Here is a 21,772-nt window from a genome sequence, read left to right on the forward strand (position 1 = left end):
CGCGGGCCGTCGAGCATCGCCTCGGTGACCGCCAGGGCCCACCCGGCGGCTCGCGGGACCCGCACCGCCACCGACCACGGCTCACGCAGTGCCTGCTGGGCGGCCTCACGGTGCCGGGTGGACCCGGTCAGGGCCGCGTAGGTCAGCAGCGCACCCGCAGCGGCGGGCTGACCGGCAGGGGTGGGGCCGTCCCCGATCTCCCGGGGCCGACGCAACCCCGCGACCACGGGGTCGGTCTGGTCCTCGGCGGTGTCGTAGAAGCCCCCGGCGCCGTCACCGAACCGTGTCAGGACGGTCTCCAGCAGGTCTCCGGCGGCGGTGAGCCACCGGTCCTCACCGGTGACCTGGAACAGGGCGAGCAACCCGTCGGCCATGTGGGCGTAGTCCTCGAGCACGCCCGGGGCGGTTCCCACGACGCCGTCCCGGGACGTGCGGCGCAACCGCCCGTCCTTCAGGTGCACCCTGAGCACCAGCCCGGCCACCTCGGTCGCGGCGTCCACCCAGTGCCTCACCTCCAGCAGCGCGCCGGCCTCCGCGAGGGCCGCCACGGCCATGCCGTTCCAGCCCGCCACGACCTTGTCGTCACGCGCGGGGCGGGCGCGGCCCTCCCGTGACGCCAGCAGACGGTCCCGCACCGAGACCCACCGTGGCCGCTCGTCGTCGGTGAGGTCCAGGTGCATCTGCAGCACCGAGAGCCCATGCTCGAACGTCCCCGCCCCGGTGACCTCGAGCAGGTCCGCGGCCCACGCGGCGTCCTCGGGGCCGAGCACGTCACGCAGCTGCTCGGGCGACCACACGTAGAAGGCCCCCTCACGGGCCACGCCCTGGGCGTCGAGGCTGTCGGCGTCCAGGGCTGACGCCATCCCGCCGTCGGCGGTGCGCAGCTCGCGGAGCATCCACTCCGCCGTCGAGGTCACGACGTCGTGGGCGAGCCGGTCCCCGGTCAGGCGCCACCAGTGGGTGTAGACGCGCAGCAGGAGCGCGTTGTCGTAGAGCATCTTCTCGAAGTGCGGCACGACCCACTGCGCGTCCACCGAGTAGCGGGCGAACCCGCCGCCGAGCTGGTCCCGAAGACCCCCGCGGGCCATCTGCCCCAGCGTCCGCTCGGCCATGGTCAGGGCCTCCGGGGCCGCGTCCCGGCCCACGCGGGCCACGTGCCGCAGCAGCCACTCGCACACCATCGACGGCGGGAACTTCGGGGCGCCGCCGAACCCCCCGGCGGTCGGGTCAAACGACCGCGCGAGCTCGGCCAGCGCCCGCGCCGGGACCTCGGGGTCGGCGGTGGCGGGCCCGTCCTCCGGGAGCGCCTGAGGGCGTGGGGAGGCGAGCGCGTCGCGGATCGTCCGGGCGCTGCCCAGGACCTCCTCCCGACGGGTGCGCCACGCCGCGGCCACCGACGCCAGGACCTGCGGGAACGACGGCATGCCCTGCACGGGACGCGGAGGGAAGTACGTCCCGCAGAAGAACGGCTCGCCGTCCGGGGTGGCCAGCACCGTCATGGGCCACCCGCCCTGACCGGTCATCGCCTGCGTGGCCGTCATGTACACGGCGTCGACGTCGGGCCGCTCCTCGCGGTCGACCTTGACGTTGACGAAGTGCTCGTTCATGAACGCCCCGGTGGCCTCGTCCTCGAACGACTCGTGAGCCATCACGTGGCACCAGTGGCACGCCGAGTACCCCACGGAGATCAGCAGCGGCACGTCGCGCTCGCGCGCGGCGGCGAACGCCTCCTCGCCCCACTCGTACCAGTCGACGGGGTTGCCGGCGTGCTGCTGCAGGTACGGGGACGTGGACGTCGCGAGCCGGTTCGTCATCGTTCCACTGTGGCACGTGGGTCGGTGTGCGCACGTGGGGCGGGATGCGCCTAGCCTGGTGGGGTCCGGTACGTCGCCGACCGGTCCTGGGGGCCGTCGCGGCGGGACCAGGACGAGCCGAGGGGGAGTGGGCGTGAGTCGACCGCAGCACGTGGAGTTCCAGCAGCCGTCGAGCGACCAGGACGCCGAGCCGGCCGACGGGGGCGCTGCGGCCGTGACCCAGGCCGCGCTGCAGGCGTGGCGGCGCACTGCGCTCCTCGCCTCGGGTGTCGCGGTGGCCGCGGTGGTCGGGCTGGTCGCGGTGCTGGTGACCGGGCGTGACCAGGAGGACCTCGCGGGTCCGCCCCCGTCCGGGCCGGAGGGTGCCGGGGCCGCCGAGGAGCCCGCCGTCCCTACGGAGACGCCCGACGCTCCGGAGCCGGTGCCCGCCGTCGCCGAGGAGGCGCTGACCTGGGCTCCGCCCCCGCTGGAGGACCCGGAGACGATCGAGGTCGACGCCGGGCGGGCGAGCCTGGACCTCGACCCTGATCGCGACTACGTGATCGAGCTGCCCCCGGAGCCCCTCGACGTCCCGGGGGGCGTGGTGCTCAACGGCGGTCGCAACGTGGTGATGATCGGGGGGGAGATCCACATCAGCCGCCCAGGGCAGACCGGCCCGGACGTGCGTGGCCTCTACCTCAAGGACCAGACGGGCGTGGTGCACGTCGAGGGTGTGCTGTTCTCGGGCCCCGAGCTCGCCGAGGGGATCAACCTCGACCAACGGCAGGGCGCCGTCGTCCAGCTGCAGAACCTGCGTTTCGAGACCGTGCGGGCGGGGCCCCCCGAGCACCACGCCGACATCATCCAGACGTGGGCCGGGCCACGTGAGCTGCGTGTCGACGGGTTGAGCGGGTCGACCGAGTACCAAGGCTTCTTCCTGCTGCCCAAGGAGTTCGGCGACCAGCCCGAGCCCGACGCCTTCCACCTGCGCCGGGTGGACATCACCGGCACGCCGGACGCCGGCTACCTGCTGTGGCGGGACGAGCGCGGCTGGCCCATGACGATCGAGGACGTGTGGGTGGACCGCGCCCAGCAGGACACCCGGCGGGGCTCGGTCCTCTGGCGGGACGACCAGCCCGAGAACTGGTGGGACGGCGTCGAGGTCGGTGCGCCGCCGGACGGTCCGTTCGTGCCTGACGGTGTCGCCGGTGTCGACTACGTCTCACCGGGGTACGTGAGCGGCGACTGAGCTGCTCACGCGGCGTTGAGGACGTCCCGCATGGTGCGGACGAACGCCTCGCGCCCGAAGTTGTGCGCGGCGTGCGTGGTGATCCTCCGGTCGTCCCAGGACGTTCGCTCGAACCGGTCGATCGCCTCGACGATGTGGGCTGGCTCGGACTCGGGGAACAGGATCCCGGTGTCGCCGTCCACGACGGTCTCCACCGCGCCGCCGCGGCCCAGGGCGATCACGGGGGTGCCGCACGCCATCGCCTCCACCGGGACGAGCCCGAAGTCGTCCTCGCTGGGGAAGAGCACTGCACGGGCCGTGCAGTACGCCTCGGCGATCTCGCGCGTGGTCCTGGGGCCGAGGAACGTGACGTTGGGTGGTGCGCCCATCCGCAGGCGTGGACCGTCGCGACCGTCACCGATGACCAGCAACCGGCGTCCGGGGGTGCGTCGGAACGCTTCGAGCAGGGGCTCGAGCCGCTTGTACGGTTCGACGATCCGGCCGACCCACACGTACACGTCCTCGCGGGCCAGGGCCCGGGGGTGGAACGCCTCGTCGTACGGGGGGTGGGCGACTGCCGCGGGCTGGATGCCGTAGTACCGGCGCACCCGCTCGGCGACCGCGTGGCTGTTCGCGACGTACACCGATGCCTCGTGCGCGGCGCGACGGTCCAGGGACCGCAGAAGGCGCATCGCCCCGTTCGCGAGACCCCGCACGGGGCCGGGGACCGAGCTGGTGTACATCTCGGCCCCGCTCCACACCTGACGCAGAGGCGTGTGGCAGTACACGACCTTCTTGCCGGTGGCGCGCATGTGATGGGAGAAGGCGTAGGACGAGGCCAGCAGGTTCCCCTCGATCGGCGCGGTCGCCCGTGACAGGAGCGGTGCCGCGAGCGACGCCTGCCGGTAGGTGCCGGGCCGGAATGCGCGCGGGTGGCGGATCACGACCTCCTCGACGCCGGCGTCCGAGAACATGGTGGGGTCGCCGCCCAGGGAGATGAGAGGCCCGTCGCCGGCGACCTCCTGGCTGAGGAGCGCCGAGACGCGTTCGGCACCGCCGAAGTCGAAGCAGAAGTCATGGACCACCGACCAGTCCCGTGGCTTGGGCGGCATGTCCGCCGTGAGCTCGGAGCGGTGGGGGGCGGACGTCATGAGCGGCTCCCGGGGCGCGGGCGGGGGACGATCGGTGCCGGCAGGGCCCGTCTGGCTGCTGCGAGCTGCAGGTCGGCATTGGTCAGCTCGTCCACCTCCCGCATGATCGCCAGCCCACGTGACTGGGCCACGGTGGCGATCTGCTCCTGGTGGTCGTCCACGTGCTCGCGGTGGGCGGCCCGTCGCGGCACCATGACGGGGATCCGGCCGGCCGCCAGGCACCGCATGAACGTGCCGCACCCGGAGTGGGTGACGACGACGTCGGCCTGCTCGATCTCTGCGCGGAACTCCGCGTCCGAGAGCATCGGACGCGCGTCGATCGGCAGGTCCGAGACGTCGGTGACACCCGTCTGCCACACGACGTCGGTGTCGGCAGGCAGGATGTCGAGCATGCGGGTCACGAGGCGCCGGAACTGCCAGGGGCGTGCCGTCCCGAGCGTCACGAAGATCTTGCGCGGTGCCGGTGCGTCCTCGACGCGCTCTGCGGTGAACGAGTCGAGGAGGCTGTGCTCGTAGCGCCACCGGTCGTTGGCGTTCTGCGGGTACTGGGTGTTCACGGTGACCCACGGGAAACGTTCCAGCACCCGCCCGGACAGTGAGGGGCCGCTCGATCTGGCGAGGCTCTCGATGTAGCGGGGTTGCGCTCCCACCAGGGTGGCGCCGGGTAGCGCTGCGAGGGCGAGCGCTGCACCGGTGCTGTACACGGTGTCGACGCGGTTCCGACGCAGGGCGTGGAGCACCGTGGGGGTGCGACGCAGGACGTTGTGCCACTCACGTGCGTGGATGGGCGGGACGTACATGACGTTGCGGCCCGCGAGCATGCTCTCGCTCTGGGGTGAGGCGTGGGTGATCCAGAGCGCATCCTCGTGCCGCTCCGGCTCGAGCAACGGCGCCATCAGGTTCATCTGGACAAGGTGCCCACCGGTCGTCGCCACGAATGCGGGCAACCGATCGGACGCCGTCTTTCGAGAGGATGCGATCGCAAGGGTCACGACCTCGATACTGCCTGCCTGTCATAGGCGCAGCAACACCCGAAACCAATTGTTCACGCCAGCGCACCCGTCGTGCGAGGTGTGTCCGCTTTTCAGCGACGTAGTGCGTATCATTGGCTGGACCGACGCAGAGGTTGGCGCGCTCCCTGTAATACAGACATAACTGTGTTCGGCACCGTTGACAAGACCGTCTGCGCTGGTCTCGGCCCCGGTGCGGGGGTGGGCCGGGTCGTCCACCCCCCCACCCCCACCCCCCGCACGCTGCTCCGCCAGCTGTCATCGACGGGCACCGGCTGCACGAGTGGGACCGATCTGTTGCGGATTCCGTCACCGATCGGTCCCACTCGTCCTGGCGCTGGAGTGCAGCGGGCCCCGGAGGGGTGGCGCGGTCGGGGGTGGCGCGGTCGGGGGTGGTGGGTCGCGGGGGTGGTGCGGGGGGTGGGTCAGGCGACCTGGAGGGCGAGGACGACGGCGGCCAGGGCCCAGACGTACAGCGAGAAGACGCGGAACCGTGCGGCGTAGAGCAGCCGCAGGACGAGCAGCAGCGCGACGGTGCCGGAGGCGGCGCTGACCAGGAACCCGACACCGAGGGCGCCCCAAGGGATCTGGTACGGCTCGCGGACGGCGAGGATGTCGAGGGCCTGGACGAGGGTGGCGGCGAGGATGGTGGGGATCGCGAGGATGAACGTGAACTCGGCGGCCTGGGCGCGCTTCATGCCGAGGGCGAGGCCGGCGGCGATGGTCAGCCCGCTGCGGCTGAGGCCGGGGAGCAGGGCGAGAGCCTGCGCGATCCCTACTCCGATGGCGGCCTTGGCCCCGGGGTTCTCGATGGTCCCGGGGCGGGCCTTGTCGGTCCACCACAGGATGACGCCGGTGAGCACGAGCATGATCGCGATGACGGTCGGGCTGCCGAGCGCGAACGGGGCGATCTCCCTGATCCCGAGGCCGAGGACCCCCGTCACCGCGGTCCCCAGGATGATCATGAGGGCGAAGCGCACGGCGGGCCGGTCCTGGCCGGCCGGCGTCCGCAGCTCGCTGACGATCCCTGTGGCCAGGTTCGCCAGGCGGGCACGCATGACGATCCCGATCGACACCAGGGTGCCGACGTGCAGGACCAGGTTGACGAAGATCGCCTCGGGGGAGTCGGGTGGGGGCACGGGGACCCCACGTCCCTCGAGCCAGTGCTGGGTGAGGGCGAGGTGGCTTGAGGAGCTGACCGGGACGAACATGAACACGCCCTGGACCAGGCCCAGGAGCGCCGCGACGTCGAAGGTCATCGTTCTCCGTACGGTGTCGGTCGGCGTCAGATCATGGGAGGTGCGGCCCCCACCCTTGCACACCTTCCATCGCTCGTCCGTCACCCTGGTCGGTGATGACGCTGAGGGACCCGTCGCTCTCCAGCACGACCGCGGCGACCTGGTCCAGACCGCCGGCCCCGGAGCTGCGGACGGCCTGGCGCAGCTCGTCCAGGGTCAGGCGCTGGGCGCGGAGCGCTTCGTGGTCCGGTTCTCCGTCCCGCAGCACCAGCCGGGGCCGGGAGGTGACGACGGACCGCGCCCGGTCCACGCGGACGGTCACCGACGACACCGCCAGCTGGAGACCACCGAGGAGTGCGAGCGCCAGCGCGCCCTCGGCCCAGCTCACGTCGGCGTTGAGCAGGATCGTGGCCAGGGTCGACCCGAGGGCCACGGTGACGACCAGGTCGAACGCGTTGAGCTTGGCCAGGGTCCGTTTGCCCAGCACCCGCAGCAGCACCAGCAGGGTGACGTACGCCGTGGAGCCCACGAGCAGCACCCGGGCGAGGTCCCCCCACGTGTCGAACCACATGCACCCTGCCTACCACCGGGGTGGACTCCTCGCCCCTCACCGCGTCGTTGAGAGGTCCACCACCTCCACCAGATCGGTCGTGCCGACGAGGTCGCCTGCGTTCAGCGTGGCGAGGCGGGCGTCATGGGCGTGGGCGGTCGCAGCGATGAGGAGGTCCATGCTCCGTGGGCGTGGCTGCCTGCCCGCGTGCTTGACCGCGGCGGCGAGCAGGCCGAAGCTCGATGCGACCGTCGCGTCGACGGGCAAGGGATCGAACCGGCTGGTCAGCTCTGTCAGGAGGCGCAGCCTCCTGGCCCGGTCGACGTCGTTGCGGGCGACGAGCACCCCGAAGTGGATCTCGGCGAGGCTGACGGCACTGATGGCGAGCTCACCCGAGACCTCGCCGACTCCACCTGCCACCAGGACGCTCGTGTCGAGGATCGTCCTCATGCGTGACGGTCGAACGGGTCGACCACCTCGGTGGCGAGGTCGAGCTCGGCGAGCTCCTGTCGGAGATCGGGTGCGCCCGGGCCGGCCAGGAGGGTGCCCACCTCGTCCCACGTGCGCCACTGACGACTGGCGAGCGGCACGATCCTGGCGGCGGCGCGTCCGTTCACCGTCACGGTCAGGGCTCGACCGCTCTCGACCTCGCGGATGACGTCGCTGGCGCGTTGCCGGAGCTCACGAATCCCGATGTTCTCCATGACCGGAATGTAGCACATGTGCAACGCGTCGGGCGGTGCCGGTCGACTCAGGCGTGCGCGGGGTCGGGTGCGCGGTCCTGGACCGCGGCGGGGCCCGGGTCGGAGCGTGTGAGCCAGTCGACCAGGCCGCACACCGCGTCGGTGCACCCGCCGCACCCCGTGGTGGCGCGGGTCGCGCGCGCGACGTCCTCGGTGCACCGGGCACCGGTGCGCCAGCTCTGCACGATGTCGCCCTTGGTGACCCCGTTGCACCGGCACACGGTCGCGCGGTCGGGCATCAGGGTGGGGGACGGTTCGGGGCCGGCCCCGGCCCCGACCATGCGCCGCAGCAGCAGCTGGGCCGGGTCGCGCGGGGCGGGGGTGCGCCGGGTGTAGGTGGTGGTGAGGTCGGCCGCGACCTCGGGCGCCCCCACGCAGGTCGCGGCCACCACGTGCTCACCGTCGACGACGACCTCGACCAGGCGTCCACCCTCGGGGTCGCTGAGCCGGACGGTGCGGCACCCGGTGCGCGGCACGGAGGGCCGGGTCTCACCCATGGTGACCACGGTCAGGCCGTGGGCCTTGACGCGCACGACGTCGGTGGGCGGAGCGGGCAGCGTGGCCACCTCCGCCACCGGCACGGCGGTGCCGGCGAGCCGGTCGGCCAGGCGCCTGGCCTGCTCCCAGCCCTGGGCGATCAGACCGGTGGCGCCCTCGGGCGGTTGGGCGCAGTCGCCGATGGCGTGCACGTGGGGGTCGCTGGTGCGGCCGTGGGCGTCGACGAGGACGCCACGGTCGGTCGCGATCCCGGCGTGGGACGCCAGGGTCGTCTCGGGCACGGTCCCCGCGGTGAGGACGACCAGCCCGGCGGGCAGCTCCTCACCGTCGGCCAGACGGACCCCGCGGACGTGGGCCACGCCACCGTCCGGGCCGGGCTCGTGCAGCACCTCGGTGCACGTGGTCCCGGTGCGGTGGGCGATCCCGAGCCTGGTCAGGCCGTGGATGACGGCGTCGGCGGCCTCGTCGCCCAGCTGCCGGTCCATGACGTGCGGGCCCACGTGCACGACGGTGACGTCCAGGCCACGCCGCGCGAGCCCGCACGCCGCCTCCAACCCCAGGACCCCACCACCGACCACCACCGCACGGGTCTGGTTGACGGTGGCGGCGACGATCTCACGGGCGTCGTCCAGGGTCCGCAGGGCGTGCACCCCGGCGGGCGGTGGCATGAGGCCGGGCACCTCGGGGATGCGGGCACGGGCACCGGTCGCCAGGACCAGGGCGTCGTAGGGGACGTCGTCGCCGTCGCTGGTGCGGACGGTGCGGGCCCCGGTGTCGACGGCCAGCGCCGTGGTCCCGGGCCGTACGTGCGCGCCGCCGGGCGCGACGTGACCCAGGGCGATGGACGCGACGTCGACCTTGCCGGCCACCACCTCGCTGAGGAGCACCCGGTTGTAGGGCTCGTACCCCTCCTCACCGAGCACGGTGACGTGGGTGTCGGGGGCCCGGTTCAGGAGGTCCTCGACGAACCTGGACCCCACCATCCCGTGCCCGATCACGACCACGTGCCGGTTCATGCCATCACCTCCGTCGTCTGCGCAGGCGCGGGTGCCTGCGTGGGGACGGCGCGCACCTGCACGGCGCACACCTTGAACTCGGGCATGCCCGAGATGGGGTCGACCGCATCGGTGGTGACGCGGTTGGCGCTGCCCTCACCGGCCCAGTGGAACGGCATGAACACGGCCTCCGGGCGGACGGCGGCGGTCACGTGCGCCACGGCGGTGGCGGTCCCACGGGTGGACGTGACCTGGACCATCTCTCCGTCCTGGACGCCGATCCGGTCGGCGAGCAGGGGGTGGATCTCCACGAACGGCTCGGGTTGTGCGGCGGCGAGCGCCGGCACCCGGCGGGTCTGGGCGCCGGACTGGTAGTGCTGCAGGACCCGCCCGGTGATGAGGTACACCGGGGCGTCGGGGCGCAGGTCGTCGCTGGGTCCCAGGTGGTCCACGGCCACCATCCGGGCGCGCCCGTCGGGGGTGGGGAACCGGTCGAGGAACAGCCGCGGGGTGCCGGGGTGCGGGGCGTCGGGGGTCGCGGGGCACGGCCAGTGGAGTCCCTCGCCGGCGGCCTCGGCCTCGTCCAGCCGACGGTGGCTCAGGCCGCTGTAGTCCGCGACCCCGCCGGCGCTGGCGCGGGCGAGCTCGTCGAAGACCACGGACGCGTCGGTGGGGAAGCCGTGCTCGACGCCCAGCCTCACGGCCAGGTCGTGCAGCACCTCCAGCTCGGTTCGTACCCCGGGCGGTGGTGCGAGCGCGGGGCGCCGACGGATCACCCGTCCCTCCAGCGACGTCATGGTCCCGTTCTCCTCGGCCCACTGGGTCACCGGCAGCACGACGTCCGCCAGGCGCGTGGTCTCGGACGGCACGAAGTCGCACACCACCAGCAGGTCCAGGGCCGCCAGCCGGTCACGGACACGGTCGGCGTCCGGGGCGCTCACCACCAGGTTGCACCCGTGCACGAGCAGCACCTGGGGCCCCTCGGCTGTGCCGCAGCGTCGCAGCAGCTCGACGGCAGGCACACCGGGCCCGGGGAGCGAGGCGGGGTCCACGCCCCACACGGCGGCCACGTGCTCACGGGCGGCGGGGTCGTCGATCTTGCGGTAGCCGGGCAGCTGGTCGGACTTCTGGCCGTGCTCGCGCCCGCCCTGCCCGTTGCCCTGACCGGTGATCGCCCCGTAGCCGGACCCCTCGCGCCCGGGCAGGCCCAGGGCGAGCGAGAGGTTGATGGCCGCGGTGACGGTCGCGGTGCCCTGGGTGCTCTGCTCCACCCCCCGCCCGGTCAGGACGTACGCGCCACCGCCGCCACGGTGGGGTGCGGCGTCGGCGAGCAGCCGTGCCACCTGCCGCAGCTGGGCGGCCGGCACGCCGCACACCTGCTCGGCCCGCTCCGGCCACCAGGCCGCGACGCTGCGTCGCACCTGGTCGGCGCCCGTGGCCCGGGCGGCCAGGTACTCCTCGTCGGCCAGGCCCTCGGCCCACACGACGTGCAGCAGTGCGAGCAGCACCACCAGGTCGGTCCCGGGGACCGGTTGCACGTGCACCCCGTGCCCGTCGTCGGTGAGGGCGGCGCTCGCGGAGTGCCGCGGGTCGACGACCACGAGCCCGCCGGAGGCGCGCGCCCCGGCCAGGTGCGCGGTCGACGGGGGCATCGTCTCGGCCAGGTTGGAGCCCAGCACGAGCACGGCCTGAGCCCCGCCGACGTCGGCGAGCGGGAACGGGAGCCCGCGGTCGACGCCGAACGCCCGGTTGGCGCCGGCGGCGGCGCTGGCCATGCAGAACCGCCCGTTGTAGTCGATGAAGGGGGTGCCCAGGGCGACGCGGGCGAACTTGCCCAGGGCGTAGGCCTTCTCGTTGGTCAGACCCCCACCGCCGAACACCCCGACCTTGTCGCGCCCACCCCGGGACCACGCCCGACGGATGCCGTCCTCGACGACGTCCAGGGCGTGGTCCCAGGTGGTGGTGTGCAGCTCCCCGTCGTCCCCGCGGACCAGCGGTGCGGTGATCCGGTCGGGGGTGCGCAGCACCTGGGCGCTGGTCCACCCCTTCTGGCACAGGCCGCCACGGTTGGTGGGGAACTGGCGCCCGGCGACCGTCACCGGGGCGCCGACCTCACGGGCCGCGTCGTCGGGCCCGGTGAGGGTCATGGCGCACTGCAGGGCGCAGTAGGGGCAGTGGGTGTCGGTCATCAGATGCCCGCGGCCGCCAGGGTCGAGGTGCGCCGCTGGTACACCCACCAGGTGACCACGCCCATGACCGCGTACATGGCGACGAAGCCCCACAGCGCGGTGGTCAGCGAGCCGGTCATCGCGTCGGACGCCGCGAACCCGCGGGGGATCAGGAACCCGCCGAACGCGCCGACGGCACCGGCGATCCCGATGCACCCGGCAGCGGCCTTGCGGGCCCGTGCTGCACGCTCGGCCGTGGTGGCGCCGACCTGGAACACGGCGGGGATCATGCGGTAGGTGGAGCCGTTGCCGACGCCCGTGGCGACGAACAGGACCAGGAACGACCCCATGAACAGCCAGAAGCTGTGCACGTTGAGGGCGACGACGGCCCCGATCGCGCCCAGGGCCATGACGACGAACGCGGCGATGGTGACGCGGGCCCCGCCCAGCTTGTCGGCGAGCACCCCGCCGCCGGGCCGGGCGAGGGACCCGACCAGGGCGCCGAGGAACGCGATCGCGAGGGTGACCTCCGGGAACTGTCCGCGCAGCAGGGTGGGGAACACCCCGGAGTAGCCGATGAACGACCCGAAGGTGCCGATGTACAGGAACGAGATGATCCAGGTGTGCCGGTTGTGGACGGCGGCGCCGAAGGACTTGTAGTCGGCGCTGGCGCCGGACAGGTTGTCCATGCGCCGCCATGCCAGCACCGCGGCGGCCAGGATCAGCGGGATGAACATGAGCCCGGCGCGCTCCAGGGCCAGGCCGGCTCCTGCGACGATGACGAGCGGCACGGCGAACTGGACCGCGGCGGTCCCGAGGTTGCCGCCGGCGGCGTTGAGCCCGAGGGCCTTGCCCTTCTCACGCTCGGGGTAGAAGAACGAGATGTTCGCCATGGACGAGGCGAAGTTCCCGCCACCGAGGCCGGCGAGCGCGGCGACGCCGAGCAGCATCCAGAACGGGGTGGTCGGGTCGGTGACGACGTAGGCCAGCGCGCTCGCAGGGAGCAGCAGGAGCAGCGCGGAGATGATCGTCCAGTTGCGCCCCCCGAACAGGGGCACGGCGAACGTGTAGGGGATGCGCAGGGTGGCGCCCACCAGGGCGGGGATGGCGATGAGCCAGAACTGCTGGTCGACGGTCAGGGCGAACCCGACGGCCGCGAGCTGGGGCACGACGATGCTCCAGGACGCCCAGACGGCGAACCCGAGGAACTCGGCGAAGATCGACGGGAAGAGGTTGCGGCGTGCGGTGCGCCGCCCGCCGTTCTCCCAGAAGCTGGGGTCCTCGGGGTCCCAGTGGTCGATCCAGCGTCCACGTCGACGGACGACGACGTCGGTCTCGGTGGCGGGCCCGGCGCCCTGCGGGCTCGGTGGTGGTGTGGTGCTGACGGCTGCAGACATCGGGTCCCCCTGGTGCGGGTGCGGGTGCGGGTGCGGGCCCGTGCGGGCCTGTCGATGTCATGACGCTAGGAAGATGGCGTTTCGGTCATGACGTCTGGCGGTTACCGCCGTGGAACCATGTCCGCACGCCCGGGTGCGGGTGACCGTGAGATCGCGGCGGACCAGGGGCGATGCTCCCACGAGCGTTTGTCACGGCCCTTCGGCGCGCTCCTCCCGGGTGTCGTGGCCAGCGTGGCGCCGTGACCCACGACACCGCCGTCGCGTACACGCTGCTGCTGGTCGTCACGACGGTGGCGATCTAGCGGCTCACACCTGTTCAGGACCGCACCCCGGGCAGGGGCCGCCCCTTGAAGGAGATGCTCACCCCGTTGCGGGACGTCCGCGTGTGGCAGTTCAGCCGGTACTACGGGGTGGTGTTCGGTGCGTACCCGGCCGACGTCGGCGCCGTCGGGGGCTGGTCGGCACCCTGGGCGCGCTGGGCGGGTCCTTCCTGCCACCGATGTCCGCCTGCGTGCAGGCCTGGACCGGAATGCCGCAGTCGGCGTTCCTGATCCTGTTCGTCCTCACCCTGGTCTCGTCGATCTGGATGCACGTGACCGTGCACCGCACGATGCGCGACCACTCCCCGGGACTCCGCGGTCGCATCGAGGAGCCCGAGGACTCCGTGGGTGCTGTCGCCGCGTCGCCGCGCCGATGATCGCGGGGCCCCAGGTCATGGCTGCTGCATCTGCCCGAGAGCCTTCCTCTGCGTATGCCCCACCGGTATACTCCGCAGTATGTCGACCATGACCACCATCAAGGTGCCCCGCCACCTTCGGGATCGGCTCGCTGCGAGGGCGCGGCACGACCAGACCACGCTCGCGAAGGCGTTGGAACGTGCGCTGGACGAGACCGAGGAGCGCGAGTTCTGGGAGGCAGTGCGCACCACCAATGCGGGCGGTGCCGGCGATCGGCTGGCGTCTGTCGCACTGGGCGACGGCCTCGCCGACAGGGGCGACGACGCGCTCGGGGCCGACGGCTGGTGAGGCGAGGAGAGATCTATCTTGCGGATCTGGGTGATCCAGTAGGTCATGAGCAGGCTCTCGTGCGGCCCGTGCTGGTCCTGTCTGCTCAACCGTGGCTCGACTCCCAGCCGCCCGTCGTCTCGGTCGTCCCGCTCACCCGGACGCACAGGGGAAGTCCGACCCACGTCGAGGTCGAACCAGGGTCCTCAGGGCTGACGGCAACCAGCTACATCAAGTGCGAAGACCTGAGGGCGGTGTCACCGACCAGACTCCAGCGTCGATTCGGGGCGGTCGGGGACGTCGCCCTGCTCAAGGTGGAGGTCGTCACCCGTCGGCTCCTCGGTCTCGGGTGAGCGCGACCGTGCACCGTCCCGCGTGACCCCGCTCGTGAGGGCTGCGGGGACCTGGGTCCCGGTCGCCGGTCGCCGGTCGCGCAGTTTCTCCTGTGGGAGGCGCGCAAGAGGGCTCGCGTCTCCTGCTCCTCGCACCGGGTGTGGCAGCCCTGGTCGCGGGGATGTTCGGCGTCGTCGTCATGAACCCTCGGACCTGCCGGACGTGACCACGAGCTGCTGCTCGTGCAGTCCGAGCTGCCCCTGGGTGAACCGTCCGGCGTGGCTGACATTGACAAGATCACGGCTGAGAGTCCCGACGCCGAGCGCGGCGCCCACGGCGTCCTGCGGGCGGTCGACCGGTGACCGCCCCCGGGCGAACCGCCCCACCCGTCCCACTAACCTGGCCCCGGTGCAGCCGCACGGGGGTGGGGCCGTCCGGCCCCGCTGCTCACCCACCCCACAGGAGGACCCCATGACCGAGACCACCGAGACCACCGAGACACGGCCCGGCGGGTGCGGCTGAGCGGCGTCGTGCGTCCCGTCATCGAGCACCGGTCCGCGGTCCTGGACCTGGTCACACCCGTCCCGACCGAGTCCCGGCACGTCCTGGAGGCACTGGGCGACGTCCTGGCCGTCGACGTGGTCGCCACCTGCACCCTGCCCCGGTGGGACAACTCGGCCATGGACGGGTACGCCGTCCACCACGCCGACACGGCGGCCGCCGGCCCCGGCACACCGGTGACGTTGCCCGTCGTCGCCGACATCGCCGCGGGCACCAGCCACGACACCCCCGTCGCCCCGGGGACCGCGGTGCGGATCATGACCGGCGCGCCCGTGCCGGCGGGGGTCGACTCGGTCGTCCCGGTGGAGCACACCGACGGCGGCACCGAGCACGTCACGATCACCACGGCCCCCGTCCTCGGTGCGCACATCCGCCGGGCTGGGGAGGACGTCAACCCCGGGGACGTGGTCCTGACAGCCGGGACGTTCCTGGGACCGGCCGAGATGGCCGCCGCGGTGTCCGTCGGGCAGAGCGTCCTGACCGTGCACCGTCGGCCACGCGCGGTCGTGATCTCCACCGGCACCGAGCTGGTCCCCGTCGGTGCCGAACCCGCCCACGGGCAGATCCCCGACTCCAACTCGGTTCTCCTGGCCGCCGCGGCCCACCGCGCCGGGTGCACCGTGGTGCGGGTGGGGGCCGTGCCGGACGACCCGGCCGTCCTGGCGGCCGTCCTGGAGGCCCACGACGGCGACGCCGACCTGATCCTCACCTCCGGCGGGGTGAGCGTGGGGGCCTACGACGTCGTCAAGCAGGCGCTCGCGGACTCTCCCGGTGTGGAGTTCGTGCGTGTCGCCATGCAACCGGGCAAGCCCCAGGGTCTGGGCCGGTTGGCGGGCGGCACACCGGTGCTGTGCCTGCCGGGCAACCCGGTGAGCGCCCACGTGACGTTCGAGGTGTTCGTCCGCCCGGCGATCATGCGGTTGCGGGGTGCCCGCGACCTGGACCGGCCCCAGGTGACGGCGGTCGCCGCGGAGCACTGGCGCACCCCTGCGGGCCGCACCCAGCTGATGCCCGTGACCCTGGTGCAGACCGGCACCCGGCTGGAGGCCCACCGGGCCGTGGCGGGCGGTTCGGGGTCGCACCTGGTGGCGGGCCTGGCGCGGGCCGAGGGCCTGGCGGTGGTCCCGGCGACTACCGAGCAGGTGCTGCCCGGTGACAGGCTGACGGTCATGAGGACCACGTCATGACAGAGCAGGCACCACCTGCGCCCACCGGTGGGCAGCCGTTCACGCACCTGGACCACGCCGGTCACGCCCGCATGGTCGATGTCACCGCCAAGACCCCCACGGTCCGGCAGGCCACCGCGAAGGGCACCGTCCGGTGCGCGGAGCACGTCGTGGAGGCCCTGCGCTCGGGAACCGTCCCCAAGGGTGACGTCATGGCGGTCGCGCGGGTGGCGGGCATCGCCGCCGCCAAGCGCACCCCCGACCTGCTGCCCCTGGCGCACGTCATCGGGGTGCACGGGGTGACGGTCGACCTGGACGTCACCGACCACGGGGTGGACGTCACCGCGACGGTCCGCACGGCCGACCGCACCGGTGTGGAGATGGAGGCGTTGACGGCGGTGACGGTGACTGCCCTGGCCGTGGTCGACATGGTCAAGGGCATGGATCGCACCGCGTCCATCGAGCACGTGCGCGTGACTGCGAAGTCGGGCGGGCGCTCGGGGGACTGGACCCGACCGTGACCACCCCGTCGCCCGCGACGCCCCGCTCTGGTGCGGGGCCGCTGGTCGTGGCCGGGGACCCGGTGGACGCGGTGGTGCTCGCCGGCGGTGAGGGGCGCCGCCTGGGGGGTGTGAGCAAACCTGACGTGGAGGTCGCCGGACGGAGCCTGCTGGACCACGTCCTGGTGGCGACCACCGGCGCGGCCCGTGTGGTGGTCGCCGGTCCGGACCACCTGGCGCGTGAGGGTGTGGTGACGGTCATGGAGGACCCGCCCCTGGGCGGTCCCGTCGCCGGTGTCGACGCCGCAGTCCGGCGCACCGGCGCGCCGTGGGTGCTGCTGCTGGCGTGCGACGTGCCGCGCGCGGCACGGGCCGTCCCCGCCCTGGTGGACGCGGTCGGTGCGGCGGGCGACGCCGACGGGGGGGTGATGGTGGCCGACGGGCGGCACCAGCCCCTGGTGGGGCTGTACCGGAGGGCGCCGTTGGTGGCGGCCCTGGACGCGTTGCACGCCGAGGGCGGTGTGCACGGGGTGGCGGTGCGCCGACTGGTGGGCCGGTTGCGGTTGGTGACGGTCCAGGACGCCGACGGTGTCACGGCTGACGCGGACACGTGGGAGGCTGTCGAGCAGCTGGCCTCCACCATGAACCGTGAAGGGGTGTCGTGAACGCTGAGGGTCCTGCGACGAGCAGTGGTGGTCACCAGCCGGTGGGCGGTGACCTGTACCGGTGGGTGGCGCACCTGGCCGACGAGCTGGGAGTCCACCCGGACGCGGTCGACGTCGAGGCGGTCCTTGACCTCGCGCGCGAGACCGCCCACGGGGTGGCACGCCCCGCAGTGCCGTTGACCTCCTACCTGACGGGCATCGCGGTGGGGGCCGGGGCGGGAGACCGTGAGGCGTTCGACCGGGTGTCCGCGCACGTGAACCGGCTGCTCGAGCAGTGGAGGACCCCCTCGTGATCACCGTCCGCTACTTCGCTGCCGCCGCCGAGGCCGCCGGGACGGACAGCGAGCCGCTCGAGGCGGCGTCCGTCGCCGAGGCGCGACGTGCAGCGGTGTCCCGCCACGGGGACCAGCTGGAGGACGTGTGGGCCAGGTGCTCGGTGCTCGTGGACGGCGTCCGCTCGGCCGACCCCCACGCGCCCGTCCCGTCCGGTGCGACGGTCGACGTCCTCCCACCGTTCGCCGGGGGCTGACGCCGCCGCTCAGCGCGTCGAGTCGTGGCCCTCGGGCCGCCGGAGCAGTGTCTTGAGGTCGGCCGCGAGGGCGACGGAGGCGTCGATCTCGTCGCGGCGGTTCGAGACGCTCTCGACGTTGAAGCCGAACGGGATGCCGAGCCCTCGGCAGTAGGCGATCAGGTCGGTCGCGATGGCCAGGGCGTGGTCGAGCGACGCCTGGAGGGTGTCGTCGGCGTGCACCAGCTCGTTCTCGAGCCAGCGCGGTAGGTCGACGCCCAACCAGTTGAGGAACCGCATGGTCTTGACCGATCCGCACACCGAGAGCGTGAAGACGACGTGTGCTGGAGAGACACCGGGACGCGCCGCGCACTCGTAGTAGTAGTCCGAGACGAGGTTCTTCGCGGCGTTGGCGTCGTAGACGACCTGGGTGACGAAGAACGAGCACCCTGCGGCCTGCTTCGCGAGCAGCCGTGCGTGCTCCTGCCCGTTGCGGGTGTGACGCTCGGGGATGGCGACGCCGCCGAGCAGGAGCTCGGGCCGGATCTCGGCCCGCATCGCCTGCGCGTCGACCAGGGTCGTCTTCACCGGTGTCTCCCGGGAGGACGCACCGACGAAGACGGTCGACGTCCGCCGGGCGTCCTGGGCGCGCAGCCACGCCTCGAGCGCCGGCCTGTCGTACTTGCCGACGGACCGGTAGACGATGACCGGTGCGGGGACGTCTCGCAGGTGCTGCGCCAGGTAGTCGGCCGGGTCGATCGTCGGCAGGAACGGGAAGGGCCGTTCCTCGGGGTTCCGGTCGCTCTCCTCGTCGATGTCGTAGAGGACGAGGCCGTCGATCTCCAGCGGCTGGAGGCGCGCAGCGGTGGCGTCCGCGATCTCCTGGATCCTCGCCGGCGGTGTGGTCGCCCGGGGCGGCGTCACGGCGAAGAAGAGGAGCTCGCCGGAACGTCCCAGGATGTGCGTCCGCAGGTCCACCCGACGAACGTACCCCAGCGGTGCTGCCGCACCCCGGCCGGTCCACGCCTGTGCGTGACGGCGCCGTGCAATGCTCTGCTGTGTGCCGGACGACTCGATCCTCGGGAGCGGTGCCGAGTGCGCCCATCGGTTCGCTTCGGCTGCCCTGGGGTGGGACCTGGTGGACCTGCTCCTCGCCCTGCCGCCCTACCCGGCGTTCGCCGACGCCCGTCGGTAGGGCGTGTCAGCCGCCGATGGCGTTCATGGGCCGGTCGGGTTGCAGGAACGTGGGGTCGTCGATGTCGTGGCCCGGCTTCTTGCCGGCGAGGCAGCTGCGGAACGCGTTCGCGAGGGTCTCGTCGTCGGCTCCGTCGCGCATGAGGGTGCGCAGGTCGGTCTCGGTGCGGGCGAACAGGCAGGCCCGCAGCTGGCCGTCGGCGGTCAGCCGCACCCGGTCGCACGCCCCGCAGAACGGTGCGGTGACCGAGGCGATCACGCCCACGGTCCGGGGCCCGCCGTTGACGTACCAGCGTTCGGCGGGCGCGGCACCGCGCCCGGGGATCTCGGTCAGGTCGAACTCGGTGCGCAGGGACGCCAGGATCTCGGCCTGGGTGACCATCTGGGTGCGGTCCCAGGTGTGCCCGGCGTCCAGTGGCATCTGCTCGATGAACCTCATCTCGTACCCGCGGTCCACGGCGAACCGTACGAGGTCCACGACCTCGTCGTCGTTCACCCCGCGCATCGCCACGGCGTTGAGCTTGACGGGGTGCAGGCCGACGGCGTCCGCGGCGGCGATCCCGGCGAGGGTCTGCGGCAACCGGTCCCGTCGGGTCAGCTTGGCGAACCGTTCACGGTCCAGGGTGTCGATGCTGATGTTGACCCGGGCCAACCCGGCGTCCTTCAGGGGGCCGGCGAGCTCGGGCAGGCGCAGGGCGTTGGTGGTGAGGGAGATCTCCGGTCCACCGGGAAGCGAGGCCAGGGCCCGCACCACGTCCACGACGTCAGGGCGCAGCAGGGGCTCCCCGCCGGTGAGGCGGATCTCGTCGACGCCCAGGCTCACCGCCACACCGGCCAGGCGCACGATCTCGTGGGTGGAGAGCATGCGGTCGCTGGTCAACCACGGCACGCCCTCGGCGGGCATGCAGTAGGTGCACCGCAGGGAGCACCTGTCGGTGAGCGAGATCCGTAGGTCGCGGTGGACCCGTCCGAACGAGTCCTGCAGCATCGGCACCCCCGTCACAGCCCCACCCACACGTGCTCGCCGGTGGTGAGGATCTCCTTCTTCCAGATCGGAACCTCGGCCTTGACGTCCTCGACCAGGCGGGCGCACACCTCGAACGCCAGGGCCCGGTGCGCGGTCGCGACGGCGGCCACCACGGCGACGTCCCCCACGGGCAGGTGCCCGGTGCGGTGGCTGATCGCGACCCCCAGCACCCCCTCGACCTGGGCGTGGCGGTTGGCGACGTCGTGCAGCATCGTCCGGGCGTCGGGGTGGGCGCTGTACTCCAGGGCGCTGACCTGCCCCTCGACGGCCGGGTCGTGGTCGCGCACCTGGCCCAGGAACGTGGCGACCGCGCCGGCGGCCGGGTGGGCCACCGCGGCCAGGTGCTCGGCCGGGTCGAGCGGGTCGGTGGTCAGGCGTGCGATCACCGGTGGTCACCTCCGTCGAGCTGGTGCAGCAGGTGGGGGAGCAGCGGCCGCAGGACGTCCATGCCCTGCTCGACCCCCGCCGGGCTGCCGGGCAGGTTCACCACCACGACCCTGCCGTGGGGTCCGTCGGCGAGGCCGGCGAGCCCCCGGGACAGGACCGCGGTCGCGACGTGCCGCTCGCCGTGACGGCGCAGGGCCTCGGCGATGCCGGGCAGCTCCACGGCCAGCAGCGGGGCGGTGGCCTCGGGGGTGAGGTCACGGGGGCCGACCCCGGTTCCCCCCGACGTCACCACAACGGTTGCACCGCGGTCGATCGCCTGCTCGAGGGCCTGGCGCACGGTGTCGACGCCGTCCGGGACCACGACCACGTCCACGGTGAAGCCGAGCGGCTCGAGCGTGTCGCGCGCGCGGGGCCCAGACCTGTCCTCGACGAGTCCCTGGGCGCAGCGGTCGGAGGCAACGATCACCGTCGCCCGTCGTGCCGGACCGTGGCCCCCGGGTGTGGTCACCGAGCCACCGTACCGACCGAACGTCCCATGTTGCGACGGTGTTCGCCGTTGATAATCGGCGCGTGCCCCAGCGTAGGACGTCCCCGTTCCGGGCCCTGGCCTCCGAGAGTCGCCTGGTCATGCTGCACGCGTTGCAGCGGTCCGAGGTGCCGTTGGGTGTGGAGGACATGGCCGAGGAGGCCGGCGTCCACGTCAACACGGCCCGTGAGCACCTGGAACGGCTGGTGGAGGCGGGCTTCGTGACCCGCAGCATCGAGCACCGGGCCACCCGGGGCCGACCCCGGGTGCTGTACGCCTCGGTCGCCCGCGAGGCCGGTGGTGACTTCGAGGAGCGGTTCCGTGCGCACCTGCGCGAGGTGACCCTGGCGCACCTGGCCGGTGACGGTGGGGCACCCGTCGCGGACGACCGCGGGCGGGTCCTCAACCAGCTCGCCGCCCTGGAGACGCACTTCGACGAGCTGCGCCTGAACGCTGAGGTGGACGTCACGCGCGCGGTGCCGTGACCTGGTGCGTGGGCCGTCGCTGAGGGCTCACCGCCCGGGGTGCGTGGGGGTCAGCGTGCGACGACCGTGAACCACACGGTCTTGCCGGTCCGCTCGTGCACGTCCACGCCCCACGTGCTGGCCAGCCGCGCGACCAGGCGCATGCCCTGGCCTCCCGGCACCTCGGGGCCGGTGCTGCGTACCACCGGTGGGGTGGTGTCGCCGTCGGTGACCCGCACCGTGAAGCTGGTGCGGTCACCGCTGACCTGCACGTCCACCGCCGCCTCGGGGCCGTGGGTCAGGGCGTTGGCGACCAGCTCGCTGGTGAGCAGCTCGACGATCCCGACGGCCGCCGACGGGATCCCCGACCGGCGTGCGTGGTCCCGCACCCAGTGCCGGGCGCGCGGGAGCGAGCCGTGCCGCGGGACGATCCTGAGGGCTCGCGTCGCCTGTGCCCTCATCGCGGTGCGGTCCTGACGTCCGCGGGGCTCGTGCGCGGGAGCGGTGTCGGCAGCAGCTCCGGCCGTGCGCCGCCGGTGAGCTGCCCGCACACGATCCGGGCCTCGTCCTGGGGGTCTGCGCCTGCGCCGACCGCGATCACTGCCGCGTCGAACCCCGTGGTCGAGTCGCTCACGGCACCTCCCTCGTCGCGAGTGCTGGGCCCCT

At 73.0% G+C, this 21,772-nt stretch carries 27 protein-coding genes; 11 read left to right on the top strand and 16 right to left on the bottom strand.

What is annotated here, in order from left to right; translation table 11 throughout:
* The coding region (locus tag N869_RS02750) for a thioredoxin domain-containing protein (RefSeq protein WP_035057504.1) at nt 1-1,814 on the bottom strand (1,814 nt) is incomplete at its 3' end.
* Nucleotides 1,815-1,947: 133 nt separating this feature from the next.
* Here N869_RS02750 and N869_RS02755 point away from each other — a divergent pair.
* A complete protein-coding gene (locus tag N869_RS02755) occupies nt 1,948-3,042 on the top strand; it encodes a hypothetical protein (protein WP_156968305.1) in 1,095 nt (364 codons plus the stop codon).
* 5 nt (nt 3,043-3,047) lie between these two features.
* Here N869_RS02755 and N869_RS02760 read toward each other — a convergent pair whose 3' ends face one another.
* The 9 genes from N869_RS02760 to N869_RS02800 all read right to left on the bottom strand — a co-directional run bounded on the left by N869_RS02760 (nt 3,048) and on the right by N869_RS02800 (nt 12,771).
* Entirely contained in the window at nt 3,048-4,172 is a 1,125-nt protein-coding gene (locus N869_RS02760) for a glycosyltransferase (protein ID WP_052104887.1), read from the bottom strand.
* Nucleotides 4,169-5,077, bottom strand: coding sequence for a glycosyltransferase (locus N869_RS02765; protein ID WP_052104888.1), 909 nt, complete (start codon nt 5,075-5,077; stop codon nt 4,169-4,171). The genes N869_RS02760 and N869_RS02765 overlap by 4 nt, the downstream gene beginning before the upstream one ends.
* Before the next feature lie 530 nt (nt 5,078-5,607).
* A complete protein-coding gene (locus N869_RS02770; protein WP_035057509.1) occupies nt 5,608-6,441 on the bottom strand; it encodes an undecaprenyl-diphosphate phosphatase in 834 nt (277 codons plus the stop codon).
* 31 nt (nt 6,442-6,472) lie between these two features.
* Nucleotides 6,473-6,991, bottom strand: a complete 519-nt coding sequence (locus N869_RS02775; protein ID WP_035057514.1) for a DUF421 domain-containing protein — start codon at nt 6,989-6,991, stop codon at nt 6,473-6,475.
* 36 nt (nt 6,992-7,027) lie between these two features.
* Nucleotides 7,028-7,420 carry a type II toxin-antitoxin system VapC family toxin gene (locus tag N869_RS02780; RefSeq protein WP_035057517.1) on the bottom strand — a complete coding sequence of 131 codons (393 nt, stop codon included), beginning with the start codon at nt 7,418-7,420 and terminating at the stop codon, nt 7,028-7,030.
* A complete protein-coding gene (locus N869_RS02785; RefSeq protein WP_035057519.1) occupies nt 7,417-7,674 on the bottom strand; it encodes a type II toxin-antitoxin system Phd/YefM family antitoxin in 258 nt (85 codons plus the stop codon). Before N869_RS02785 ends, N869_RS02780 begins: the two co-directional genes overlap by 4 nt.
* Nucleotides 7,675-7,721: 47 nt before the next feature.
* On the bottom strand, nt 7,722-9,227 hold the full coding sequence (locus tag N869_RS02790; RefSeq protein WP_052104889.1) for an FAD-dependent oxidoreductase: 1,506 nt from the start codon (nt 9,225-9,227) through the stop codon (nt 7,722-7,724).
* Nucleotides 9,224-11,395, bottom strand: a complete 2,172-nt coding sequence (locus tag N869_RS02795) for a molybdopterin oxidoreductase family protein (protein WP_052104890.1) — start codon at nt 11,393-11,395, stop codon at nt 9,224-9,226. The genes N869_RS02790 and N869_RS02795 overlap by 4 nt, the downstream gene beginning before the upstream one ends.
* Entirely contained in the window at nt 11,395-12,771 is a 1,377-nt protein-coding gene (locus tag N869_RS02800; RefSeq protein ID WP_035057522.1) for an MFS transporter, read from the bottom strand. Before N869_RS02800 ends, N869_RS02795 begins: the two co-directional genes overlap by 1 nt.
* Before the next feature lie 529 nt (nt 12,772-13,300).
* On the opposite strand from N869_RS02800, the gene N869_RS17220 reads away from it, so the two are divergent.
* The 8 genes from N869_RS17220 (at nt 13,301) to N869_RS02835 (ending at nt 17,529) form a co-directional block, all read left to right on the top strand.
* Nucleotides 13,301-13,468, top strand: a complete 168-nt coding sequence (locus N869_RS17220; protein ID WP_198025935.1) for a hypothetical protein — start codon at nt 13,301-13,303, stop codon at nt 13,466-13,468.
* Between the two features lie 88 nt (nt 13,469-13,556).
* Nucleotides 13,557-13,796, top strand: a complete 240-nt coding sequence (locus tag N869_RS02805) for a hypothetical protein (protein WP_156968307.1) — start codon at nt 13,557-13,559, stop codon at nt 13,794-13,796.
* On the top strand, nt 13,793-14,128 hold the full coding sequence (locus N869_RS18850; RefSeq protein ID WP_035057528.1) for a type II toxin-antitoxin system PemK/MazF family toxin: 336 nt from the start codon (nt 13,793-13,795) through the stop codon (nt 14,126-14,128). The genes N869_RS02805 and N869_RS18850 overlap by 4 nt, the downstream gene beginning before the upstream one ends.
* Before the next feature lie 510 nt (nt 14,129-14,638).
* Complete coding sequence (locus tag N869_RS02815; RefSeq protein WP_035057563.1) at nt 14,639-15,856, top strand: molybdopterin molybdotransferase MoeA; 1,218 nt, start codon at nt 14,639-14,641, stop codon at nt 15,854-15,856.
* Complete coding sequence (gene moaC / locus N869_RS02820) at nt 15,853-16,356, top strand: cyclic pyranopterin monophosphate synthase MoaC (protein ID WP_052104891.1); 504 nt, start codon at nt 15,853-15,855, stop codon at nt 16,354-16,356. Before N869_RS02815 ends, moaC begins: the two co-directional genes overlap by 4 nt.
* Nucleotides 16,353-17,000, top strand: a complete 648-nt coding sequence (gene mobA, locus N869_RS02825; protein WP_232229584.1) for a molybdenum cofactor guanylyltransferase — start codon at nt 16,353-16,355, stop codon at nt 16,998-17,000. The genes moaC and mobA overlap by 4 nt, the downstream gene beginning before the upstream one ends.
* Nucleotides 16,997-17,293: a DUF6457 domain-containing protein gene (locus N869_RS02830; RefSeq protein ID WP_198025936.1), complete on the top strand. Its 297-nt coding sequence runs from the start codon at nt 16,997-16,999 to the stop codon at nt 17,291-17,293. The genes mobA and N869_RS02830 overlap by 4 nt, the downstream gene beginning before the upstream one ends.
* Nucleotides 17,290-17,529: a MoaD/ThiS family protein gene (locus N869_RS02835; protein ID WP_035057577.1), complete on the top strand. Its 240-nt coding sequence runs from the start codon at nt 17,290-17,292 to the stop codon at nt 17,527-17,529. The genes N869_RS02830 and N869_RS02835 overlap by 4 nt, the downstream gene beginning before the upstream one ends.
* A 9-nt stretch (nt 17,530-17,538) precedes the next feature.
* Here the strand turns inward: N869_RS02835 and N869_RS02840 are convergent, their stop codons facing one another.
* Nucleotides 17,539-18,486, bottom strand: coding sequence for a methylenetetrahydrofolate reductase (locus N869_RS02840; protein WP_052104892.1), 948 nt, complete (start codon nt 18,484-18,486; stop codon nt 17,539-17,541).
* 82 nt (nt 18,487-18,568) lie between these two features.
* Between N869_RS02840 and N869_RS18705 the strand changes: the two genes are divergently transcribed.
* On the top strand, nt 18,569-18,703 hold the full coding sequence (locus N869_RS18705) for a hypothetical protein (RefSeq protein WP_269545857.1): 135 nt from the start codon (nt 18,569-18,571) through the stop codon (nt 18,701-18,703).
* Nucleotides 18,704-18,709: 6 nt separating this feature from the next.
* Here N869_RS18705 and moaA read toward each other — a convergent pair whose 3' ends face one another.
* Genes moaA through N869_RS02855 form a run of 3 tightly spaced genes read right to left on the bottom strand, consistent with a single transcriptional unit; the run spans nt 18,710 to nt 20,624 of the window.
* Nucleotides 18,710-19,690 carry a GTP 3',8-cyclase MoaA gene (moaA, locus tag N869_RS02845; RefSeq protein WP_035057583.1) on the bottom strand — a complete coding sequence of 327 codons (981 nt, stop codon included), beginning with the start codon at nt 19,688-19,690 and terminating at the stop codon, nt 18,710-18,712.
* A gap of 11 nt (nt 19,691-19,701) precedes the next feature.
* On the bottom strand, nt 19,702-20,115 hold the full coding sequence (locus tag N869_RS02850) for a molybdenum cofactor biosynthesis protein MoaE (RefSeq protein ID WP_035057534.1): 414 nt from the start codon (nt 20,113-20,115) through the stop codon (nt 19,702-19,704).
* A complete protein-coding gene (locus N869_RS02855; protein ID WP_052104893.1) occupies nt 20,112-20,624 on the bottom strand; it encodes a MogA/MoaB family molybdenum cofactor biosynthesis protein in 513 nt (170 codons plus the stop codon). Before N869_RS02855 ends, N869_RS02850 begins: the two co-directional genes overlap by 4 nt.
* A gap of 62 nt (nt 20,625-20,686) precedes the next feature.
* Here N869_RS02855 and N869_RS16355 point away from each other — a divergent pair, with 62 nt between their 5' ends.
* Nucleotides 20,687-21,127, top strand: coding sequence for a helix-turn-helix domain-containing protein (locus tag N869_RS16355; protein ID WP_156968309.1), 441 nt, complete (start codon nt 20,687-20,689; stop codon nt 21,125-21,127).
* A 50-nt stretch (nt 21,128-21,177) separates the two neighbouring features.
* Here the strand turns inward: N869_RS16355 and N869_RS02865 are convergent, their stop codons facing one another.
* Together N869_RS02865 and N869_RS17230 are read right to left on the bottom strand one after the other, a co-directional pair.
* Nucleotides 21,178-21,567, bottom strand: a complete 390-nt coding sequence (locus tag N869_RS02865) for an ATP-binding protein (protein ID WP_052104895.1) — start codon at nt 21,565-21,567, stop codon at nt 21,178-21,180.
* Complete coding sequence (locus N869_RS17230) at nt 21,564-21,740, bottom strand: hypothetical protein (protein WP_156968310.1); 177 nt, start codon at nt 21,738-21,740, stop codon at nt 21,564-21,566. The genes N869_RS02865 and N869_RS17230 overlap by 4 nt, the downstream gene beginning before the upstream one ends.
* Between the last annotated feature and the right edge of the window lie 32 nt (nt 21,741-21,772).

The organism is Cellulomonas bogoriensis 69B4 = DSM 16987, from assembly GCF_000767165.1.
Taxonomy (GTDB): domain Bacteria; phylum Actinomycetota; class Actinomycetes; order Actinomycetales; family Cellulomonadaceae; genus Actinotalea; species Actinotalea bogoriensis.